The sequence below is a fragment of the Sellimonas catena genome (assembly GCF_027924685.1).
GTDB classification, from domain to species: Bacteria; Bacillota; Clostridia; order Lachnospirales; family Lachnospiraceae; genus Sellimonas; species Sellimonas catena.
On the sequence record NZ_BSBO01000018.1, the window covers coordinates 57,730 to 75,121 of the forward strand.

Below are 17,392 nucleotides of genomic sequence, written 5' to 3' on the forward strand. Positions count from 1 at the left end.
GGAGGAGGAAAAGTATGGAAATTCTAAAAATAGAAAATCTGACGAAAGTTTACGGAAAAGGAGAAAATGAGGTACACGCTCTCAACGGAGTTTCTTTTTCAGTGGAGAAAGGGGAATTTGTCTCCATTATCGGATCATCAGGATCCGGAAAATCCACACTTCTTCATCTGATCGGAGGAGTGGACCGGCCGACATCCGGAAAAGTATATGTGGACGGAAAAGACGTCTATGCACAGAAAGAGGAGGCGCTTGCTATCTTCAGAAGGAGACAGGTGGGGCTGATCTATCAGTTTTACAACCTGATTCCGGTCCTCAATGTAGAGGAAAACATGACGCTTCCGGTGCTGATGGACGGAAGAAAGGTTAATCAGAAGAGGTTTGACGAGCTGATCGAAGTACTGAACATGAAAGACCGGATTCACCATCTGCCAAACGAGCTTTCAGGAGGACAGCAGCAGAGGGTATCCATCGGAAGAGCACTGTTAAATGCCCCGGCTATTCTGCTGGCGGATGAGCCGACCGGAAATCTGGACTCGGAAAACAGTAAGGAGATCATGAATCTTCTGCGGTATTCCAACCGGGCATACGATCAGACGATGCTTGTAATCACCCACGATGAAAATATCGCCCTTCAGGCGGACCGGATTATCACCCTGGAAGACGGGCGGATTGTAAGAGATGAGGTGGTCCGCTCATGAATATCTTTGCAACCATTACAAACAGAACAATGAAACAGAACAAGGCAAGAACGATCGTGACGATCATCGGCGTCATTCTTGCCACCGCAATGATATCGGCGGTCATCACTCTGGGAATCAGTTTGCAGAGATATATGTACGATTATGCGGTAGAAACTGACGGAAACTGGCATGTTGCGGCAAAAGGGCTTTCCGAAGAGCAGGTCAAAGAATTTCAGGAAAATGAGGAAGTGAAAGATTCTTCCGTAATTTCCGAGATCGGATATGCCAAGATCGGTGAAAATGATGAGGATCTTTTCGGACAATATCTGTATCTGCAGAGTATTGATGAAAAAGCGGCTGAAATGCTTTCTGTCAAACTGACCCAGGGAAGGCTTCCGGAAAATGAAAATGAGATCATTATTCAGGGAGGACTTCAGCAAAACGATAATGAAATCCGAATCGGAGATACGATTTCGTTCCCGGTGGGAGACAGAAAAGATGCAGAGGGAAACAGCCTGACTTTCAATGCCTATATTCAGGTTGATGAGGAAGGGAATCCAATGGAGACTTTCCAGGAGCGTGAGCAGAGACAGTTTGAAGTAGTTGGTTTTCTGGAACACTGGGGAGACACCCAGGTAGCAGGCGCAGGTCTGGATGCTTTTATAGGAAAAGGAGAGGAATCCCAGTCTGTCAACCAGATCTATATGGAACTGAAAAACCCTTCGGACGCATTTGCTTTTATGGAAAAATATGAGGATGAGTTTTCCATGCAGGGAAATACCAGTGTCCTGAGATGGATGGGCGTCTCTGGAAACGCTTCCTTTGAAGGAATGTTGAATGGAATGTTGACAATACTGATTGTGATCATTGGAGTAGGAGCCGTTTCCCTTATCTACAATGCGTTTTCTATTTCGCTTAGAGAACGGACGACGCAGTTTGGCCTGTTATCCTCCATTGGAGCAACGAAGCGTCAGCTGCGCAGATCCATGTGGCAGGAGGCACTGGTTGTGGGGGCAATCGGAATTCCGATCGGGATTCTCTGCGGAATCGGAGGAATCGGAGTTACTCTGTACTTTATCGGAGATTCCATGGCTCAATTTATCCATGGTACGCAGAGCGGAAAGATGACATTGCAGACATCGCCGGGAGCCATTTTGTTATCGGCTCTGATAGCGTTTTTGATCATCTGCATTTCCGTCTGGATTCCTGCGGCAAGAATTAAAAAGATCACGCCGCTGGAGGCAATCCGGGCAAATAAGGATGTCCGCATCCGTGCAAAAGAAGTGAAAAGTCCGAAAATCATCCAGAAGCTGTTTGGACTGGAAGGAATGCTGGCAGATAAAAACTACAAGAGGGATCGGAAGAAATACCGTGCAACTGTATTTTCTCTGACCATTAGCATTGTGCTCTTTACGTCGGCAACCCTGTTCTCGAATTATATGGACATGACAGGAAGTTTTATGCTGGAAGCACCGGAATATGAACTTCAGTTTGTGCTGGTTGATTCCGAAGAAGATGACATAGAAGGAAAAGATAATGAACGGGAAGACCTGCTTCAGATGTTTGAGCAGGGCGAGGATGTGGATGAAGTAGAACTTCATGGAGAAATGAGCATGCCGGCCGGGATTGCGAGAGAGGATCTCGCTGATGCGGCTACGAACTATATATGGGGATATGGACTTCAGGAATTTTATACAATTACCGAGGAAGCAGCATCACCATTCAATGAGAAAAATTATTACGAATATTTTGAGGTGATCGGACTTTCAGATGAAGCGTTTGAGGAGTATGCTTCTTCTCAGGGAGTGAATCCGGCTCCGTATATGCAGAAAGGGAACAGAGAAGTCCTCTTTTATGATAACTATCAGTTCTATAATGGAGACAGCGGGCGATATGAGAATGTCCGTACGATAGGCCAGGAGGGGATCAATATCCAGATCCTTCCGGAAAATCCATCCTATGATGAGGAATATCAGGATCCAAATACAATTATGAACGGAGCAGAAAGCCTTGTATTGGGACAGCGCGTAGATCAGATGCCGGAAGGGATTGAAAATTCAAATTCCATCTGTACGATTGTGATTCCAGAGAGTCGTGGAGAAGAGCTCATTGGAACGAACAGTTATAACCGTTCTGGATTTATCTGGTGCTATCAGATTCAGTCTTCCAATTATCAGAACTCTTATGAAGATCTGACTCAGAAAATGGAAGAGAGAGGGATCGATAAAGATGCGCTCAGAAATATTGCACAGCAGTATGAACAGGACAGAGGAATTCAGATCGCGATCCGTATTCTTTCATTTGGATTTATTACACTGATCTCCCTGATTGCGGCAGTCAATGTGTTTAATACGATCTCCACCAATATCATGCTGAGAAAACGGGAATTCGCCATGCTCAAGTCCATGGGAATGAATATGAAAAGCATGAAGAAGATGATGAATTACGAGTGTCTGATCTACGGATTCCGTTCGATCTTCTACGGAGTAATCCTGTCTCTTCTGATCAGCTTTGCCATGTTTATGGTTCTGAGCCAGGGAGCAGCTGTAGATTTCCGACAGCCTTGGGAAGGAATTCTCATTTCGGTGATCTGGGTATTTGCAGTTGTATTTATCACGATGCTCTACTCCATGAGTAAGATCAAAAAACAGAATATTATTGATGAATTAAAGAAAGATTCATAAGAAAGAACAGCAGGAATCGCGCTTAGGATTCCTGCTGTTCGTCATGTTTCAGCTCTCTTAAAATAATCTCCGCAGTCTTTTTTGTAGTAGAAGTGACAATGTCCGTACACATGGCTTTCCGTTCCGGGGCGTCCCTGTCGTAGTCTTTGATCAATACTCCGCAGCAAGGCGAATGGAAGGATTCCGTAAAGAAATCATGGAGTTCCTTCGTCAGTGCGAAGCAACGCTGATTTCTCGGATCTCCCGGCGTCCTCCGGCCAAAGAAGTAGCCGATGCACATCGCACCTCCTGCCAGAGCTCCGCAGATGCAGCCGCCTCCGCCCAGACCCCACGGAAATCCGCTGCTCATGGCAATGGCGTCATCAGAAAGATCAATTTCAAAATTTTTACGGATTGCATAGATGACAGATTCCGAACAGGCAAATCCCTGATGGAAGATGTCATCTGCGTCCTGAGCAAGCTGCTCCATATCGATGTTTGTATTCATATACATTCCTCTTTTCTCTTCTCTCTTTATATCCTATTATACAATTCCGAAAGAAAAAAGTAAAATGCAGCACATCAGGATTTTTCTATATTTTGTTTACAGTTCTTGCTAGAAATTCATTCTCTCTGTAAACTCAGTTATTGTTTCCATGATAGCAGGATATGTAATCTCTCTTGCATATAAATTTTGTGTTTGATACCTTTTCCATAAACCCTGCAGAACAGTTGAGTCTCTCAACGCTGGCAGAATACGTGCCGTGTCCTGCAGAACGGATAAGGAATCTCTTTTCTTCGCTGTGGAAAGAACTGCCTGTTTTAAAAGGTCCCAGTCTGCATTTTCCTGATATAGTCGATACAAAAGGTGTAAATCATAAAAATCTCTTGCACGCGTATTTCCGATATTTCTTCGGATAATCGTTTCGTATTTTTCCGCCAGTCGCTTGGATCGAAGCACGGAAATTTTCGTATTCGTCATCTTCACGGATAGGTGTTAGGTATAAAAGCTGAAATTCGATTCCATCATTCACTGGCTGATTCAGAATTTCGGTGATCGCTTTCCGTATGCTCTTTTCATCCATTGGAAATCCTTTTACAGTTGTGTCCATATCCATTGTAGTCCGTTCAGTTATTCCAAGGATGGCGGAAATTAAAAGACCGCCTTTTAAAATAAACTTGTCCTTGTATGAAGAAACGGAAAGACGTTCAATGATACGTTCAAACATGAAAATCTGGAGGACTTCCTGTGCATGGATTCCTTTCTTTTTTGCCAGGCTGCGGATGGATCCTTTTAATTGTTCTGGTGTTTTCAGCATAATATCTCCATATACTCTTGCACTTTTTCCTCAATGTGAAATTTCTTGGCATATTCCATCAAGCGAATATTATCACGCTCTTTGGAAGAAAAATATCCTTTCACCGCCTGAATAAAAACCTGTGGATCAGTCTGCTTGCGGCTTCGTATCATATCACAGATACACCGTTCTCTATCATAGACCGTGATTTTCCCGCCCTGCGGTGAGATCATCTTTATCATTCCAAGGTCCCATAAGGACGGTTTGATTCTGTGGAACTCTACATGAAATAATTCTTCTTTTAGATAAAATACATTGTAGGTCTTCGGCACTGTCATGGAAATCATCTGTGGAAACCGATCTGACAGGCCATGAAAATACAATGCTGTTCCATAAGAGAAAACGCCTTTTTTACATCTGCTCTGCAACAATACAAATTCATCATTGATACTGTCAGCAAAGGAATAGATTCCCCGACTTTCCCGAATCAGGCTGCCTTCTTCCAAATATTTTTTGAGATATTCCCGGCGAATTCCTGCGTTGGTTACGTCTTTGGTATAGAGATAACCATTTTCCCTGACAAGTTTTTTTAAAGAATCTAAATCAATCATAACATCACCCTTTTTGGCTTAACTTGACACCATTATATCATATAGTGTCAAGTTTGTACATATTTTTTAGAAGTTCAATTTCCGTATCAGGTTGAATGTAGTGAATGAAGAAATTCTTAATTTTATCGAAAAACGATAAATCTATATTGAAAAACAATAAGCACCGTGCTATGGTATAGAAAAGTCAAAGAGCAGCAAGGAGGATGCAAAACAATGATGGGAAAAAGATCTGAGAGAAGACTGATACTGGGAACAAAATGGATTCTGGATTTTATGTTTGTTTCCGGGGTGATTGTACTTTTGATGTCCCCGTTTCTTTTACGGTACGCGGGAGATCATTTTGCGGGAGTCATCCGGGAACACTATATCCTGTATGTGGCGGTTTATCTGATTTCCGGTGTGATGGGACTTGCGATTGTATTCTGCCTCAGGAAGATGATGAAGACTGTCATAAGTCAGGACTGTTTTGTAGATGAAAACGTGAGAGAACTCAAGATCATGGGCACGGCAAGTTTTGTGATTGCGGCAGCGTTTCTTGTGAAAACCATATTTGCGGGAACCGTGGCAGGCGTGGTGATTATTGTTGTATTTTTTATTGCGGCGTTGTTCAGCTTCGTGCTGGCGGGTGTCTTTTCAGAAGCGGTCCGCTATAAAAAAGAAAATGATCTGACAATTTAGGAGGGTTCTGAAGATGGCAATACGTATGAATCTGGACGTCATGATGGCAAAAAGAAAGATCGGGCTGACGGAATTGTCGAAGGAAGTCGATATCACGATGGCCAATCTGTCAATCCTGAAAAACAATAAGGCAAAGGCCGTACGGTTTACGACTCTGGAAGCACTCTGCAAGGCGCTCCACTGTCAGCCGGGAGATCTGATCGAATATGTAGAAGAAGAGGAGGAAAAGGATGGAGAAGAGCAGATATGAAGTAATCATGGAACAAAAGACGGGAAAACTGCTTGCGGGCAGTCTGATCTACGGGATCTTGTTTGCGGTTCTTTTGTACCGGAATATGAGCGGAATCGGGATTCCGGTCCTGATGCTGGTAACCTGCCTGTTTCTTGCGGGATTTTTCCGGATGTTTGAAATGAAACTGAAAAAAGAGACAGTCTATTATATGACCGTGATGGTGCTGCTCGGTGTATCATCGACTTTGACGACATCGGATTTCTTTATTATGTTTAACTGGTTTGGAAGTATCGGATTGTTCTTTCTGATCCTGATCCACCAGTTTTATGAAGACCGGAACTGGAATTTCCTTTCTTATACAGTGGTTTATCTGAGAATGATGTTTGCTCCGCTCGGAAATCTTCTGTCTCCATTCCGGGCACTGATCCGATACCGGAAAAGTAAGGAAGACGGGGAAGAAAAGAAGAAATCAGGTTATATCGGACAGGTGGTGCTCGGAATCATTCTGGCAGGTTTGCTTTTGCTTGTAATTTTTCCGCTCCTTTTTTCAGGAGATATAGTATTTGCGGAATTTATCCGTCTGTTTACTGGAAATTTTAGAGGATTTTCTTTTTCGACAGGCTGGATCACCCTGTTTCTGGCTGGATTTATTCTCTGCTTTGCCGTATGGCAGGCATTTGTCAATTATGATCCGGACTTTGAGACGGAAGAAAAAGAAGAGCGTCCGATTCAGGTTGCAGGGATCACCTGCATATCTATTCTGACGGCAGTTTATCTGATTTTCTGTGCGATTCAGCTCGGATCACTGTTCTTCGGACAAGGAATGGGGCTTCCGGATGGATATACTTATGCAGAATACGCAAGAAGCGGATTTTTTGAACTGCTTGGAGTCAGTATCATCAATCTTCTGATTGTTCTTGCGGTCATCCACCTGTTTTACCCAAAACGGCTGATGCAGAGACTCCTTACCGTTTTTTCCGGCTGCACGTATGTGATGATCCTTTCTTCCGGATACCGGATGTGCATGTATATCGAAGCATACAGGTTTACGCTTTCGAGAGTCCTGGTACTGTGGGGATTATGTGTCTTGTCTTTCATTTTGGCAGGTGTTATAGTAAATGTATATAAAAAAGACTTTCCACTGTTTCGTTACAGTGCGGCTGTCTGTGCCGCATTCTATTTGATTTTGTCCCTTTCCAGACCGGATGAGTGGATGGCACGTTATAATCTGGCCTATAAAGAAGAGTGGATCGAATCATATGATGAAATCCGGTATCTGTTTTCCAGAGATCTCCTGCTTGCGGTGGACGCGGAGCAGATCCAGCATCTCAAAGGAGATCCGGGAAATCTGATTCATTACTGTCAGGAAGTCGTAGACATGTACGACAATGAACCGGGATGGACATACAGTATCGGTGAGGCGAGAGCGAAAGAATCAGCGGAGCGTTTTTTGAAAGAATATGGAGACATCACATAAGGAGAAAACACGATGCGTACAGTAAATGTCAGTGAGATCACAGAGAACATCAAAGAAATGTGCATAGAAGCCAACCATTATCTCTCAAAAGATATGGAGGCTGCCTTAAAACACTCTCAGGAGACAGAAGCATCCCCGCTTGGACGGCAGATTCTCGGACAGCTTTCTGAAAATCTTCAGATTGCGGCGGATGAGATGATTCCGATCTGCCAGGATACCGGGATGGCGGTTGTCTTTCTGGAGGTCGGACAGGATGTCCATCTGGAGGGCGGAGCCGTCGAGGAGGCTGTCAATGAAGGTGTGCGTAAAGGCTATACCGAAGGATATCTGAGAAAATCTGTTGTAGGGGATCCGATTGAGCGGGTCAATACAGGAGATAATACACCGGCTGTTATTCATTATTCCATTGTCCCTGGAGATACTGTCCGGATTACGGTGGCACCAAAAGGATTCGGAAGTGAAAATATGAGCCGGGTTTTCATGTTAAAGCCGGCAGATGGCATCGAGGGAGTCAAAGACGCAATATTAAAGGCGGTCAGCGAGGCGGGTCCGAATGCCTGTCCGCCGATGGTGGTAGGAGTCGGTATCGGGGGAACTTTTGAAAAATGCGCACTGATGGCAAAGCAGGCATTGACACGTGAGACCGGGGCTCATTCCACGATTCCGTATGTCAGGGAACTGGAAGAGGAAATGCTGGAAAAGATCAACGGACTTGGAATCGGTCCGGGCGGACTTGGAGGCACTACAACAGCTCTGGCAGTTCATATCAATACTTATCCGACACATATTGCAGGACTTCCGGTGGCGGTCAATATATGCTGCCACGTCAACCGGCATATTGTCCGGGAACTGTAGGAAGAACCTCAGCAGAAAGATGGAATACAGAAAGGAAGGATAAGACGATGGAAAAGCAGATCAGCGCACCGATCGATAAAAAGACTGCCGAAGAACTGACGGCGGGAGATTATGTCTATATTACAGGTACGATTTATACGGCAAGAGATGCCGCGCATAAGCGGATGAAGGAAACTCTGGACAGGGGAGAGTCACTTCCGTTTGATATAAAAGGTCAAATGATTTATTATATGGGGCCGTCTCCGGCAAGAGAAGGACGTCCGATCGGATCAGCAGGACCGACAACGGCAAGCCGCATGGATAAATACACACCGGAACTTTTGAATCTTGGCCTTGGAGCCATGATCGGAAAAGGAAAGAGAAGCAGGGAAGTGCTGGATGCGGTTGTAAGAAACAAGGCAGTCTATTTTGCGGCTGTCGGAGGAGCAGGAGCTCTTTTATCAAAGTGCATCCAGTCATCGGAAGTGATTGCCTATGAGGATCTTGGAACAGAGGCAGTACGCAAACTGTATGTGAAAGATTTCCCGGTTATCGTAGTGGCAGACAGCAAAGGAAATAATCTGTACGAAACAGCAATAGAACAGTACAGGAAAGCATAAGAGGAGAAGAAAAATGAAGCGTATATTAATGATGGTCATCCGGAATCTGATTTTTGTTCCGTACGGATGGATTAAACTGTGCTATTACGCCAGCCACGTAGATAAATATACGGAAGAAGAGCGATACCGCCTTTTAAAGTATATTGACCACAAGGCAAATAAGGGAGGCAGCGTCCATATCGAAGTACACGGACAGGAAAACATCCCGAAAGAAAACGGATTTATGTTTTTCCCAAACCATCAGGGGCTTTACGATGTGCTGGCAGTGCTTGAGGCATGCCCGGTTCCTTTTTCGGTTGTCGCAAAAAAGGAAATTGCCAATATTCCGTTTCTGAAACAGGTCTTTGCCTGCATGAAGGCGTACATGATTGACAGGGAGGATGTCAGGCAGGCCATGCAGGTCATCATCGATGTGACAAATGAAGTGAAAAGTGGAAGAAATTACCTGATTTTTGCGGAGGGAACAAGATCTAAAGAGGGAAATAAACCGGGGACTTTCAAAGGAGGAAGCTTCAAATCGGCAACAAAGGCAAAATGTCCGATCATTCCGGTGGCACTGATTGACGCATTTAAGCCGTTTGATACAAACAGCATCAAACCGGTGACTGTACAGGTTCATTTTTTGAAACCGATGTATTACGAAGAATACAAAGACATGAAAACGACGGAGATTGCAGCAGAGGTAAAAAAAAGGATCGAACAGACAATAGAAGAGAATATCTGATACCATAAGAATTTCGGCAGGATCTCTTGTAAAAGAGACAGCATTATGATAAACTTTTCTTAATTGAAGAACAAATGCTGAGACGGGAGAGCAACAGGACAACAGAGATGTTGTTTTGTTTTGCTCTTCTTTTTTTCTGGAAACAGAGGAGGATAGAGTTTCTGATTCCGGAGAATCAGAATGAAGGAAGTGAGTGGAAGAAAAATGAACCAGAGATTCTATGATATGCTGGAGGAAAATCCGGTGATTGCGGCGGTGAAGGATGAGGAGGGACTGGAGAAATGCTGCAGTCTGGAAGACATCAAGGTTGTCTTCATCCTTTTTGGAGATCTCTGCAGTATTCCGGATCTTGTAGGAAGAATCAAGGAGTCGGGGAAGATGGCAGTTGTCCATGCAGATCTGATTACCGGACTTGGAAGCAGGGAGATTGCGGTGGATTTTATCAAAAAGGCTACGCAGGCGGACGGGATCATTTCTACAAAACCGGCTCTGATCAAACGAGGGAGAGAACTGGGAATGTTCACCGTCATGCGGTATTTCCTGATTGATTCCATGGCGCTGGAAAATGTCAGGACTCTTCCGGGCGGAGTCAGACCGGATGTCATTGAAATCCTGCCCGGACTGATGCCGGATATTATCCGGAACATCTGTCAGGATCTGAAGACCCCGATTATCGCAGGAGGTTTGATTACAGACAGAAAATCCGTTATGGCTGCACTGTCGGCAGGAGCATTGTGTGTTTCTTCCACAAACCAGAATGTCTGGACAATGTAAAATACGGCACAGGAGCCGAAAAAAAGGAGGAACTGAATATGGCTAAATATGTAATGGCGCTGGATGCGGGAACCACAAGCAACAGGTGTATCCTGTTTAATGAGAGGGGAGAAATGTGCAGCGTGGCTCAGCGGGAATTCCGCCAGTATTTTCCAAAGCCGGGCTGGGTGGAGCACGACGCGGATGAGATCTGGGCAAGCCAGCTTGGAGTGGCTGTCGAAGCAATGAATATGATTTCCGCTACAGCAGATGATATTGCGGCAATCGGTATTACCAATCAAAGAGAGACCGCCATTGTCTGGGATAAGAATACGGGGGAACCGGTCTATCATGCAATTGTCTGGCAGTGCCGGAGGACATCTGAATACTGTGATTCTCTTGTGGAAAAAGGACTGACGGAAAAATTCCGGGAGAAAACAGGTCTGGTGATTGATGCGTATTTCTCAGCTACAAAGATCAAATGGATTCTGGATAATGTGCCGGGAGCGAGGAAAAGAGCCGAGAAAGGCGAGCTTTTGTTTGGAACCGTGGAGACATGGCTGATCTGGAAACTGACAAAAGGTGCTGTCCATGTGACAGATTATTCGAATGCGTCCAGAACCATGCTGTTTAATATCAATACATTGGAATGGGACGATGAGATTCTTCAGGAACTTGATATTCCGAAGGCCATGCTTCCGGAGCCGAAACCGTCCAGCTGCATATACGGGGAGACAGACCCTTCATTTCTGGGCGGAGCGATTCCGATTGCAGGAGCGGCAGGAGATCAGCAGGCCGCTTTGTTTGGACAGACCTGTTTCGAGGCAGGAGAAGCGAAAAATACATATGGAACGGGATGCTTTCTTCTGATGAACACGGGAGAAAAACCTGTTTTTTCTCAAAACGGACTGGTTACCACGATTGCCTGGGGAATGGATGGAAAAGTGAATTATGCTCTTGAAGGCTCCATCTTTGTCGCGGGAGCAGCAGTGCAGTGGCTCAGGGATGAAATGAGACTGATTGATTCGGCGGCAGATTCGGAATATATGGCAAAAAAAGAAAAGGATACGAACGGATGCTATGTTGTTCCGGCATTTACCGGACTTGGAGCACCACATTGGGATCAGTATGCAAGAGGGACGATCGTGGGAATTACCCGGGGAGTCAACAAATATCATATTATCCGGGCTACACTGGAGTCTATCGCATATCAGGTGAACGATGTGCTGGAAGCGATGAAAGCAGACTCGGGAATCCGGCTGGCATCTTTGAAAGTGGATGGCGGGGCAAGTGCAAACAACTTCCTTATGCAGACGCAGTCGGATATCATCAATGCTCCGGTCAACCGTCCAAGATGCGTGGAAACTACGGCAATGGGCGCTGCCTATCTGGCAGGACTTGCAGTAGGATACTGGAAAGATAAACAGGATGTAAAGAGAAACTGGAAGATCGATCAGATTTTCCTTCCATCCATCGATGAAGAAAAGAGGCAGAAAAAAATCAAAGGATGGAATAAAGCTGTAAAATATGCCTATGGATGGGCAAAAGAAGACTGAGAATGGTGTCAGGAAGAAGGGAGACGAGAAGAGATGTATGATGTGATCATAATCGGAGGGGGCGTATCCGGCGCGGCATCCGCGAGGGAACTTTCCCGATACAAGATCAAAGCCTGTGTCCTGGAAAAAGAGGAGGATGTCTGCTGCGGAACATCAAAAGCCAACAGCGCGATTGTACACGCAGGGTATGATGCAGTTCCGGGATCTTTGATGGCAAAACTGAATGTCAAAGGGAATGAGATGATGGAACAGCTTTCAAAAGACCTGGATTTTCCGTTTCGGAGAATCGGTTCTCTTGTCATCTGTCTGAACGAAACGGATATGCCGAAACTGCAGGAACTGTACGAGAAAGGACTGAAAAATGGAGTCAGAGACTTAAAAATCATCAGCGGAGAAGAGGCAAAGGCCATGGAGCCGAATCTGGATGATCAGGTCTGTGCGGCACTTTATGCGCCAACAGCAGGGATTGTCTGTCCGTTTGAACTGAATATTGCTCTGGCGGAAAACGCATGTGAGAACGGAGTGGAATTTCGATTAGGAACAGAAGTGGAGAACATTGTCAAGATTGACGGCGGATATGAACTTCATACAAATCAGGGAAATTTCCAGACAAGGTACGTTGTTAATGCGGCCGGGGTGTATGCAGACCGTTTTCACAATATGGTCAGCAGGAAAAAGATTCACATCACGCCGAGAAAAGGGGAATACTGTCTGCTTGATAAGACAGCCGGTCAGCATGTGAGCAGAACCATCTTTTCTCTTCCGACAAAATATGGAAAGGGCGTTCTTGTGACACCGACGGTACACGGCAATCTGCTTCTGGGACCGACTGCGAATGATATTGAAAATAAAGAAGGAACCAATACGACCAGAGAAGGACTTGATGAGGTTATCACAAAGGCGGGACAAAGTGTGAAAGACCTTCCGATGAGACAGGTCATCACATCCTTTGCAGGACTTCGTGCTCATGAGGATGGCAGTGAATTTATCATCGGAGAAGTTGAGGACGCAAAAGGATTTATTGACTGTGCGGGAATTGAATCCCCTGGACTTACCAGCTGTCCGGCAATTGGGGAGATGGTGGCGGATATTCTGAAAGAAAAAATGAGGCTGGAGAAGAAGGAGCATTTCATAGAGACAAGGCAAGGTATTCTTGATCCAAATACGCTGTCAACAGAAGAACATGCGGAGCTGATCCGGAAGGAGCCGGCATACGGAAATGTGATCTGCAGGTGCGAAATGATTACAGAAGGAGAGATTCTGGATGCCATTCACCGTCCGCTCGGTGCAAAATCTTTGGATGGAGTAAAAAGGCGTACACGGGCAGGAATGGGAAGATGCCAGTCTGGATTCTGCTCGCCAAGAACCATGGAAATTCTCGCACGGGAACTGGGAAAAGACATGTCCGAAATTACAAAAACGGGCGGAGAGTCCCGGCTTGTCGTCGGTACAAATAAAGACAGATTGTAGAAAGGAAGGCTTCGGAGATGAAAAACTATGATATTGTCATCATCGGGGGAGGACCGGCAGGGCTTGCAGCCGCAGTCTCAGCAAAAAGAAATGGAACAGACAGTATTCTGATTCTGGAAAGAGACAAGGAGCTTGGCGGAATCCTGAACCAGTGTATTCATAATGGATTTGGCCTCCATACTTTTCAGGAAGAACTGACCGGACCGGAATACGCCCAGCGGTTTATTGATCAGGTGGTTGAACTTGGCATTGAATACCGGCTGAATACCATGGTTATGGATATCAGCCATGAAAAAGTGGTAACGGCCATGAATAAGGAAGAAGGGCTGTTTGAAATTCAGGCAAAGGCTGTCATTTTGTCTATGGGCTGCAGGGAGCGGTCCAGAGGAGCGCTGAATATTCCGGGATATCGTCCGGCAGGCATTTATTCCGCTGGTACTGCACAGAGACTGGTCAACATGGAAGGCATGATGCCGGGGCGTGAGATCGTGATCCTTGGCTCCGGAGATATCGGATTGATTATGGCCAGGAGAATGACGCTTGAAGGGGCAAAAGTCAAAGTGGTAGCGGAGCTGATGCCGTATTCCGGAGGACTGAAGAGGAATATTGTTCAATGTCTCGACGATTATGGAATTCCGCTGAAATTAAGTCATACAGTTGTAGACATCAAGGGAAAGGAACGGCTGGAAGGAGTCACACTGGCCGAAGTGGATCAAAACGGGAAACCAATTCCTGGAACGGAAGAAGAGTATTCATGTGACACACTTCTGCTTTCTGTCGGATTGATTCCGGAGAACGAACTTTCATGCGGCATGGGTGTGGAAATGAGCAGAGTTACATCCGGTCCGGTTGTCAATGAGAGTCTTGAGACAAATATTGAGGGAGTCTTTGCATGCGGAAACGTGCTTCACGTACATGACCTGGTGGACTTTGTGTCTGAGGAGGCAGCTGCGGCGGGAAAACATGCGGCAGCGTATGTAAAAGGCGAAAGCAGACCGGGAAGCGGGCGGAGAATCACAATGAATCCGACAGGAGGAGTACGCTATACGGTTCCATCCACGATTGATCCGGAACGGATGGAAAATGAGCTTACTGTACGCTTCCGTGCGGGAGCAGTATTTAAAAATTGTTATGTAAGTGTATATTTTGATCAGGAAAGGGTCATGCGCCGCAGACGTCAGATTGTGGCTCCGGGCGAGATGGAAGAGATCAGGCTGACAAAGGAACAACTTTCTCAGCATGCTGACCTGAAAATAATTACAGTAACAATAGAGGAGGCGTAGAAATGGAAATTCGACATTTAACCTGTATCAGCTGTCCGATGGGCTGTCCGATTACGGTAGAGATGGAAGATGGACAGGTTGTAAGTGTTACAGGAAATACATGCAAAAGAGGCGATATCTACGCGAGAAAGGAAGTGACAAATCCGACCCGGATTGTGACTTCCACGATCCGGGTAAAAGGCGGAGCTGAAGATATGGTATCGGTAAAGACAAAGGAAGATATTCCAAAAGGGAAGATTTTTGACTGCGTCAAAGCACTCAAAGGAATCGAGAAAGAAGCTCCGGTAAAGATTGGCGACGTAATCCTGAAAGATGTGGCCGGGACAGGCGTGGATATTGTTGCGACGAAACATGTAGAAAAAGCATAAAGAAATAAAATGTGCCGTACACGGAAAAGAATATAATTCCTGTACGGCACATTTTAATTATTTATGCAGAATATCTTATCGGAGCCGGATGTCAGATCAGACTGTCCATGAAGTCGATAATCCCCTGCTCTACATCACAGCGGATGTCTGCGTAATTGTGAATTTCATGGCGGTATCCAGGATACACTTTTGTCTGAACCTGATGCCCGGTATCATGAAGCCAGTTGGATACTTCATAGAGACCCTGACCATAGTTGCCGACCGGATCCTGATCTCCTCCAATATTATAGAATGGCAGAGAAGCAGGTACTTTTTCAGCCCACTCTTTTCCTGTGATTACACGCATCATCTGAGTGAAATAGTAAAGAGAACGATTCAGCGTTGGCTTGGTAAAAGCATCGAACGGATCTTCCGCATGGTCTTTCTGAACATATGGATCAGAACAAATCCATTCATTGCCGAGAGCAGAACTTTCGCAGCGTTCACACATCCATCCGAGAAGTTTTCCGGCATAGGACGGATCTGCCTCATCGCCATGGCCACTGTCGACAACTGCTTTCAGTTCCTCCTCCGCCTCCCCGGCTCCCCGGAAAACACCGGCGGTACCGCAGATTGTGACACCGGTCAGCTCTGCACCATATTTGGCTGCATAATCTCTTGCGATAAAAGATCCCATGCTGTGTCCGAAAAGAAAATATGGAAGCTCCGGATATTTTTCGCGGACAATCCCGGTCAGTGCATGTTCATCTTCCATCATAGTATGGCATCCCTTGTCACCCCAGTCTCCCCAGGTATTGTTCATCATAGCCGTTTTTCCATGTCCTACATGATCATCGGCCGCAACAATATAGCCGGCATCAACAAAGGCTGAAATCATGTGAAGATATCTTCGTGAGTGTTCCCCATATCCGTGGATCAGCTGGACAATGCCCTTCGGCTTTGCAGCAGGAACGTAAATCCAGCCACAGACGGTATCACGTTCATTATAAGATGGAAACTGAACTTCATGTAACATATAAACACCTCCATTCTAGATTACAGATCGTAAGTTCATCTCATCTGTCTAAAATCATTGTAGAATTCAGAAAAAATGATGTCAAGAAAGAATGCGTATCTTTCCGGCTTTCTTAAATTAAAACAGGAAAAACGGAGAGAGAATTATATAATGAAAGATGAAAAAAGTGAAATTTCAAAAATTGGCAAGAAAACCGAAAAATTCTGCTTGACAATAAGAAAGGAGTTTAGTATAATTACTCATGCGTTATGGAACGCGTAATAAAATACTGACATGAATTCAGTATCCGGAGAAATACTCAAGAGGCTGAAGAGGCGCCCCTGCTAAGGGTGTAGGTCGGGCAACCGGCGCGAGGGTTCAAATCCCTCTTTCTCCGTTTTATTTATTGCCTTTTTTCGGGTGATAAATAAAGAACAGATTATCAGATCAAAAAAACAAAAAAAGTTTTAAAAAAGTGCTTGACAGAAACGAGCGGATGTGATAGTCTAATATAGCTGTCGCGAGAGAGCGGCAACGAAAACAAAGAACTTTGATAACTGAACAATAGACAACGATCCCTGAAAATTCATGAGAATTATTCAGAACAAGGAACTTCAAGTTCCACAAACCAGACAACAGTAACGGGATGGATTAGCGAGAGTTGATCTTGACCGGAACAAACACTTTTAACGAGAGTTTGATCCTGGCTCAGGATGAACGCTGGCGGCGTGCCTAACACATGCAAGTCGAACGAAGCACTTTCTTTAGATTCTTCGGATGAAGAAGACTGTGACTGAGTGGCGGACGGGTGAGTAACGCGTGGGCAACCTGCCCTGTACAGGGGGATAACAGTTAGAAATGACTGCTAATACCGCATAAGCGCACGAGGACGCATGTTCTTGTGTGAAAAACTCCGGTGGTACAGGATGGGCCCGCGTCTGATTAGGTAGTTGGTGGGGCAGCGGCCTACCAAGCCGACGATCAGTAGCCGACCTGAGAGGGTGACCGGCCACATTGGGACTGAGACACGGCCCAAACTCCTACGGGAGGCAGCAGTGGGGAATATTGCACAATGGGGGAAACCCTGATGCAGCGACGCCGCGTGAAGGAAGAAGTATTTCGGTATGTAAACTTCTATCAGCAGGGAAGAA

16 protein-coding genes, 1 tRNA gene, 1 rRNA gene and 1 pseudogene are annotated in these 17,392 nt (G+C 45.4%); 15 read left to right on the forward strand and 4 right to left on the reverse strand.

From position 1 onward, the window contains the following. Window positions 1-14 precede the first annotated feature (14 nt). Window positions 15-698 carry an ABC transporter ATP-binding protein gene (locus tag Selli1_RS09655; RefSeq protein ID WP_087255227.1) on the forward strand — a complete coding sequence of 228 codons (684 nt, stop codon included), beginning with the start codon at window positions 15-17 and terminating at the stop codon, window positions 696-698. Further along, a complete protein-coding gene (locus Selli1_RS09660; RefSeq protein ID WP_281872906.1) occupies window positions 695-3,364 on the forward strand; it encodes an ABC transporter permease in 2,670 nt (889 codons plus the stop codon). Before Selli1_RS09655 ends, Selli1_RS09660 begins: the two co-directional genes overlap by 4 nt. 22 nt (window positions 3,365-3,386) lie before the next feature. On the opposite strand, the gene Selli1_RS09665 is transcribed toward Selli1_RS09660, so the two are convergent. The 3 genes and pseudogenes from Selli1_RS09665 to Selli1_RS09675 all read right to left on the reverse strand — a co-directional run bounded on the left by Selli1_RS09665 (window position 3,387) and on the right by Selli1_RS09675 (window position 5,252). Beyond that, complete coding sequence (locus Selli1_RS09665; protein WP_138373368.1) at window positions 3,387-3,851, reverse strand: C-GCAxxG-C-C family (seleno)protein; 465 nt, start codon at window positions 3,849-3,851, stop codon at window positions 3,387-3,389. Between the two features lie 108 nt (window positions 3,852-3,959). Further along, window positions 3,960-4,662: pseudogene (locus Selli1_RS18685) on the reverse strand (nucleotidyl transferase AbiEii/AbiGii toxin family protein). Continuing rightward, window positions 4,656-5,252, reverse strand: a complete 597-nt coding sequence (locus Selli1_RS09675; protein ID WP_281845488.1) for a type IV toxin-antitoxin system AbiEi family antitoxin domain-containing protein — start codon at window positions 5,250-5,252, stop codon at window positions 4,656-4,658. Before Selli1_RS09675 ends, Selli1_RS18685 begins: the two are co-directional and overlap by 7 nt. A gap of 213 nt (window positions 5,253-5,465) precedes the next feature. Here Selli1_RS09675 and Selli1_RS09680 point away from each other — a divergent pair, with 213 nt between their 5' ends. The 11 genes from Selli1_RS09680 (at window position 5,466) to Selli1_RS09730 (ending at window position 15,247) form a co-directional block, all read left to right on the forward strand. Beyond that, window positions 5,466-5,930 (forward strand): DUF2975 domain-containing protein, encoded by a 465-nt coding sequence (locus tag Selli1_RS09680; RefSeq protein WP_242960046.1) that lies wholly within the window; start codon window positions 5,466-5,468, stop codon window positions 5,928-5,930. A 13-nt stretch (window positions 5,931-5,943) separates the two neighbouring features. Beyond that, the gene (locus tag Selli1_RS09685) at window positions 5,944-6,180 is read left to right on the forward strand and encodes a helix-turn-helix domain-containing protein (protein WP_087166498.1); all 237 of its coding nucleotides are present in this window, start codon (window positions 5,944-5,946) and stop codon (window positions 6,178-6,180) included. After that, window positions 6,161-7,639 (forward strand): DUF4153 domain-containing protein, encoded by a 1,479-nt coding sequence (locus Selli1_RS09690; RefSeq protein ID WP_281845487.1) that lies wholly within the window; start codon window positions 6,161-6,163, stop codon window positions 7,637-7,639. Before Selli1_RS09685 ends, Selli1_RS09690 begins: the two co-directional genes overlap by 20 nt. Before the next feature lie 12 nt (window positions 7,640-7,651). After that, complete coding sequence (locus Selli1_RS09695; protein WP_191426983.1) at window positions 7,652-8,494, forward strand: fumarate hydratase; 843 nt, start codon at window positions 7,652-7,654, stop codon at window positions 8,492-8,494. Next, a complete protein-coding gene (locus tag Selli1_RS09700) occupies window positions 8,455-9,093 on the forward strand; it encodes a Fe-S-containing hydro-lyase (RefSeq protein WP_158099303.1) in 639 nt (212 codons plus the stop codon). The genes Selli1_RS09695 and Selli1_RS09700 overlap by 40 nt, the downstream gene beginning before the upstream one ends. Before the next feature lie 13 nt (window positions 9,094-9,106). After that, complete coding sequence (locus Selli1_RS09705) at window positions 9,107-9,817, forward strand: lysophospholipid acyltransferase family protein (RefSeq protein ID WP_087166494.1); 711 nt, start codon at window positions 9,107-9,109, stop codon at window positions 9,815-9,817. Between the two features lie 204 nt (window positions 9,818-10,021). After that, window positions 10,022-10,591 (forward strand): glycerol-3-phosphate responsive antiterminator, encoded by a 570-nt coding sequence (locus Selli1_RS09710; protein WP_118636256.1) that lies wholly within the window; start codon window positions 10,022-10,024, stop codon window positions 10,589-10,591. Between the two features lie 38 nt (window positions 10,592-10,629). Continuing rightward, the gene (glpK, locus tag Selli1_RS09715) at window positions 10,630-12,126 is read left to right on the forward strand and encodes a glycerol kinase GlpK (RefSeq protein ID WP_281845486.1); all 1,497 of its coding nucleotides are present in this window, start codon (window positions 10,630-10,632) and stop codon (window positions 12,124-12,126) included. A gap of 33 nt (window positions 12,127-12,159) precedes the next feature. Next, window positions 12,160-13,596 (forward strand): NAD(P)/FAD-dependent oxidoreductase, encoded by a 1,437-nt coding sequence (locus tag Selli1_RS09720; RefSeq protein WP_281845485.1) that lies wholly within the window; start codon window positions 12,160-12,162, stop codon window positions 13,594-13,596. Window positions 13,597-13,613: 17 nt separating this feature from the next. Next, window positions 13,614-14,879 (forward strand): NAD(P)/FAD-dependent oxidoreductase, encoded by a 1,266-nt coding sequence (locus tag Selli1_RS09725; protein ID WP_281845484.1) that lies wholly within the window; start codon window positions 13,614-13,616, stop codon window positions 14,877-14,879. Between the two features lie 2 nt (window positions 14,880-14,881). Beyond that, window positions 14,882-15,247 carry a DUF1667 domain-containing protein gene (locus tag Selli1_RS09730; RefSeq protein WP_087166490.1) on the forward strand — a complete coding sequence of 122 codons (366 nt, stop codon included), beginning with the start codon at window positions 14,882-14,884 and terminating at the stop codon, window positions 15,245-15,247. Between the two features lie 91 nt (window positions 15,248-15,338). Here the strand turns inward: Selli1_RS09730 and Selli1_RS09735 are convergent, their stop codons facing one another. Beyond that, the gene (locus Selli1_RS09735; protein ID WP_281872907.1) at window positions 15,339-16,262 is read right to left on the reverse strand and encodes an alpha/beta fold hydrolase; all 924 of its coding nucleotides are present in this window, start codon (window positions 16,260-16,262) and stop codon (window positions 15,339-15,341) included. Window positions 16,263-16,550: 288 nt separating this feature from the next. On the opposite strand from Selli1_RS09735, the gene Selli1_RS09740 reads away from it, so the two are divergent. Beyond that, a tRNA-Ser gene (locus Selli1_RS09740) sits at window positions 16,551-16,638 on the forward strand. A gap of 288 nt (window positions 16,639-16,926) precedes the next feature. Further along, a 16S ribosomal RNA gene (locus Selli1_RS09745) occupies window positions 16,927-17,392 on the forward strand; the annotation flags it as partial.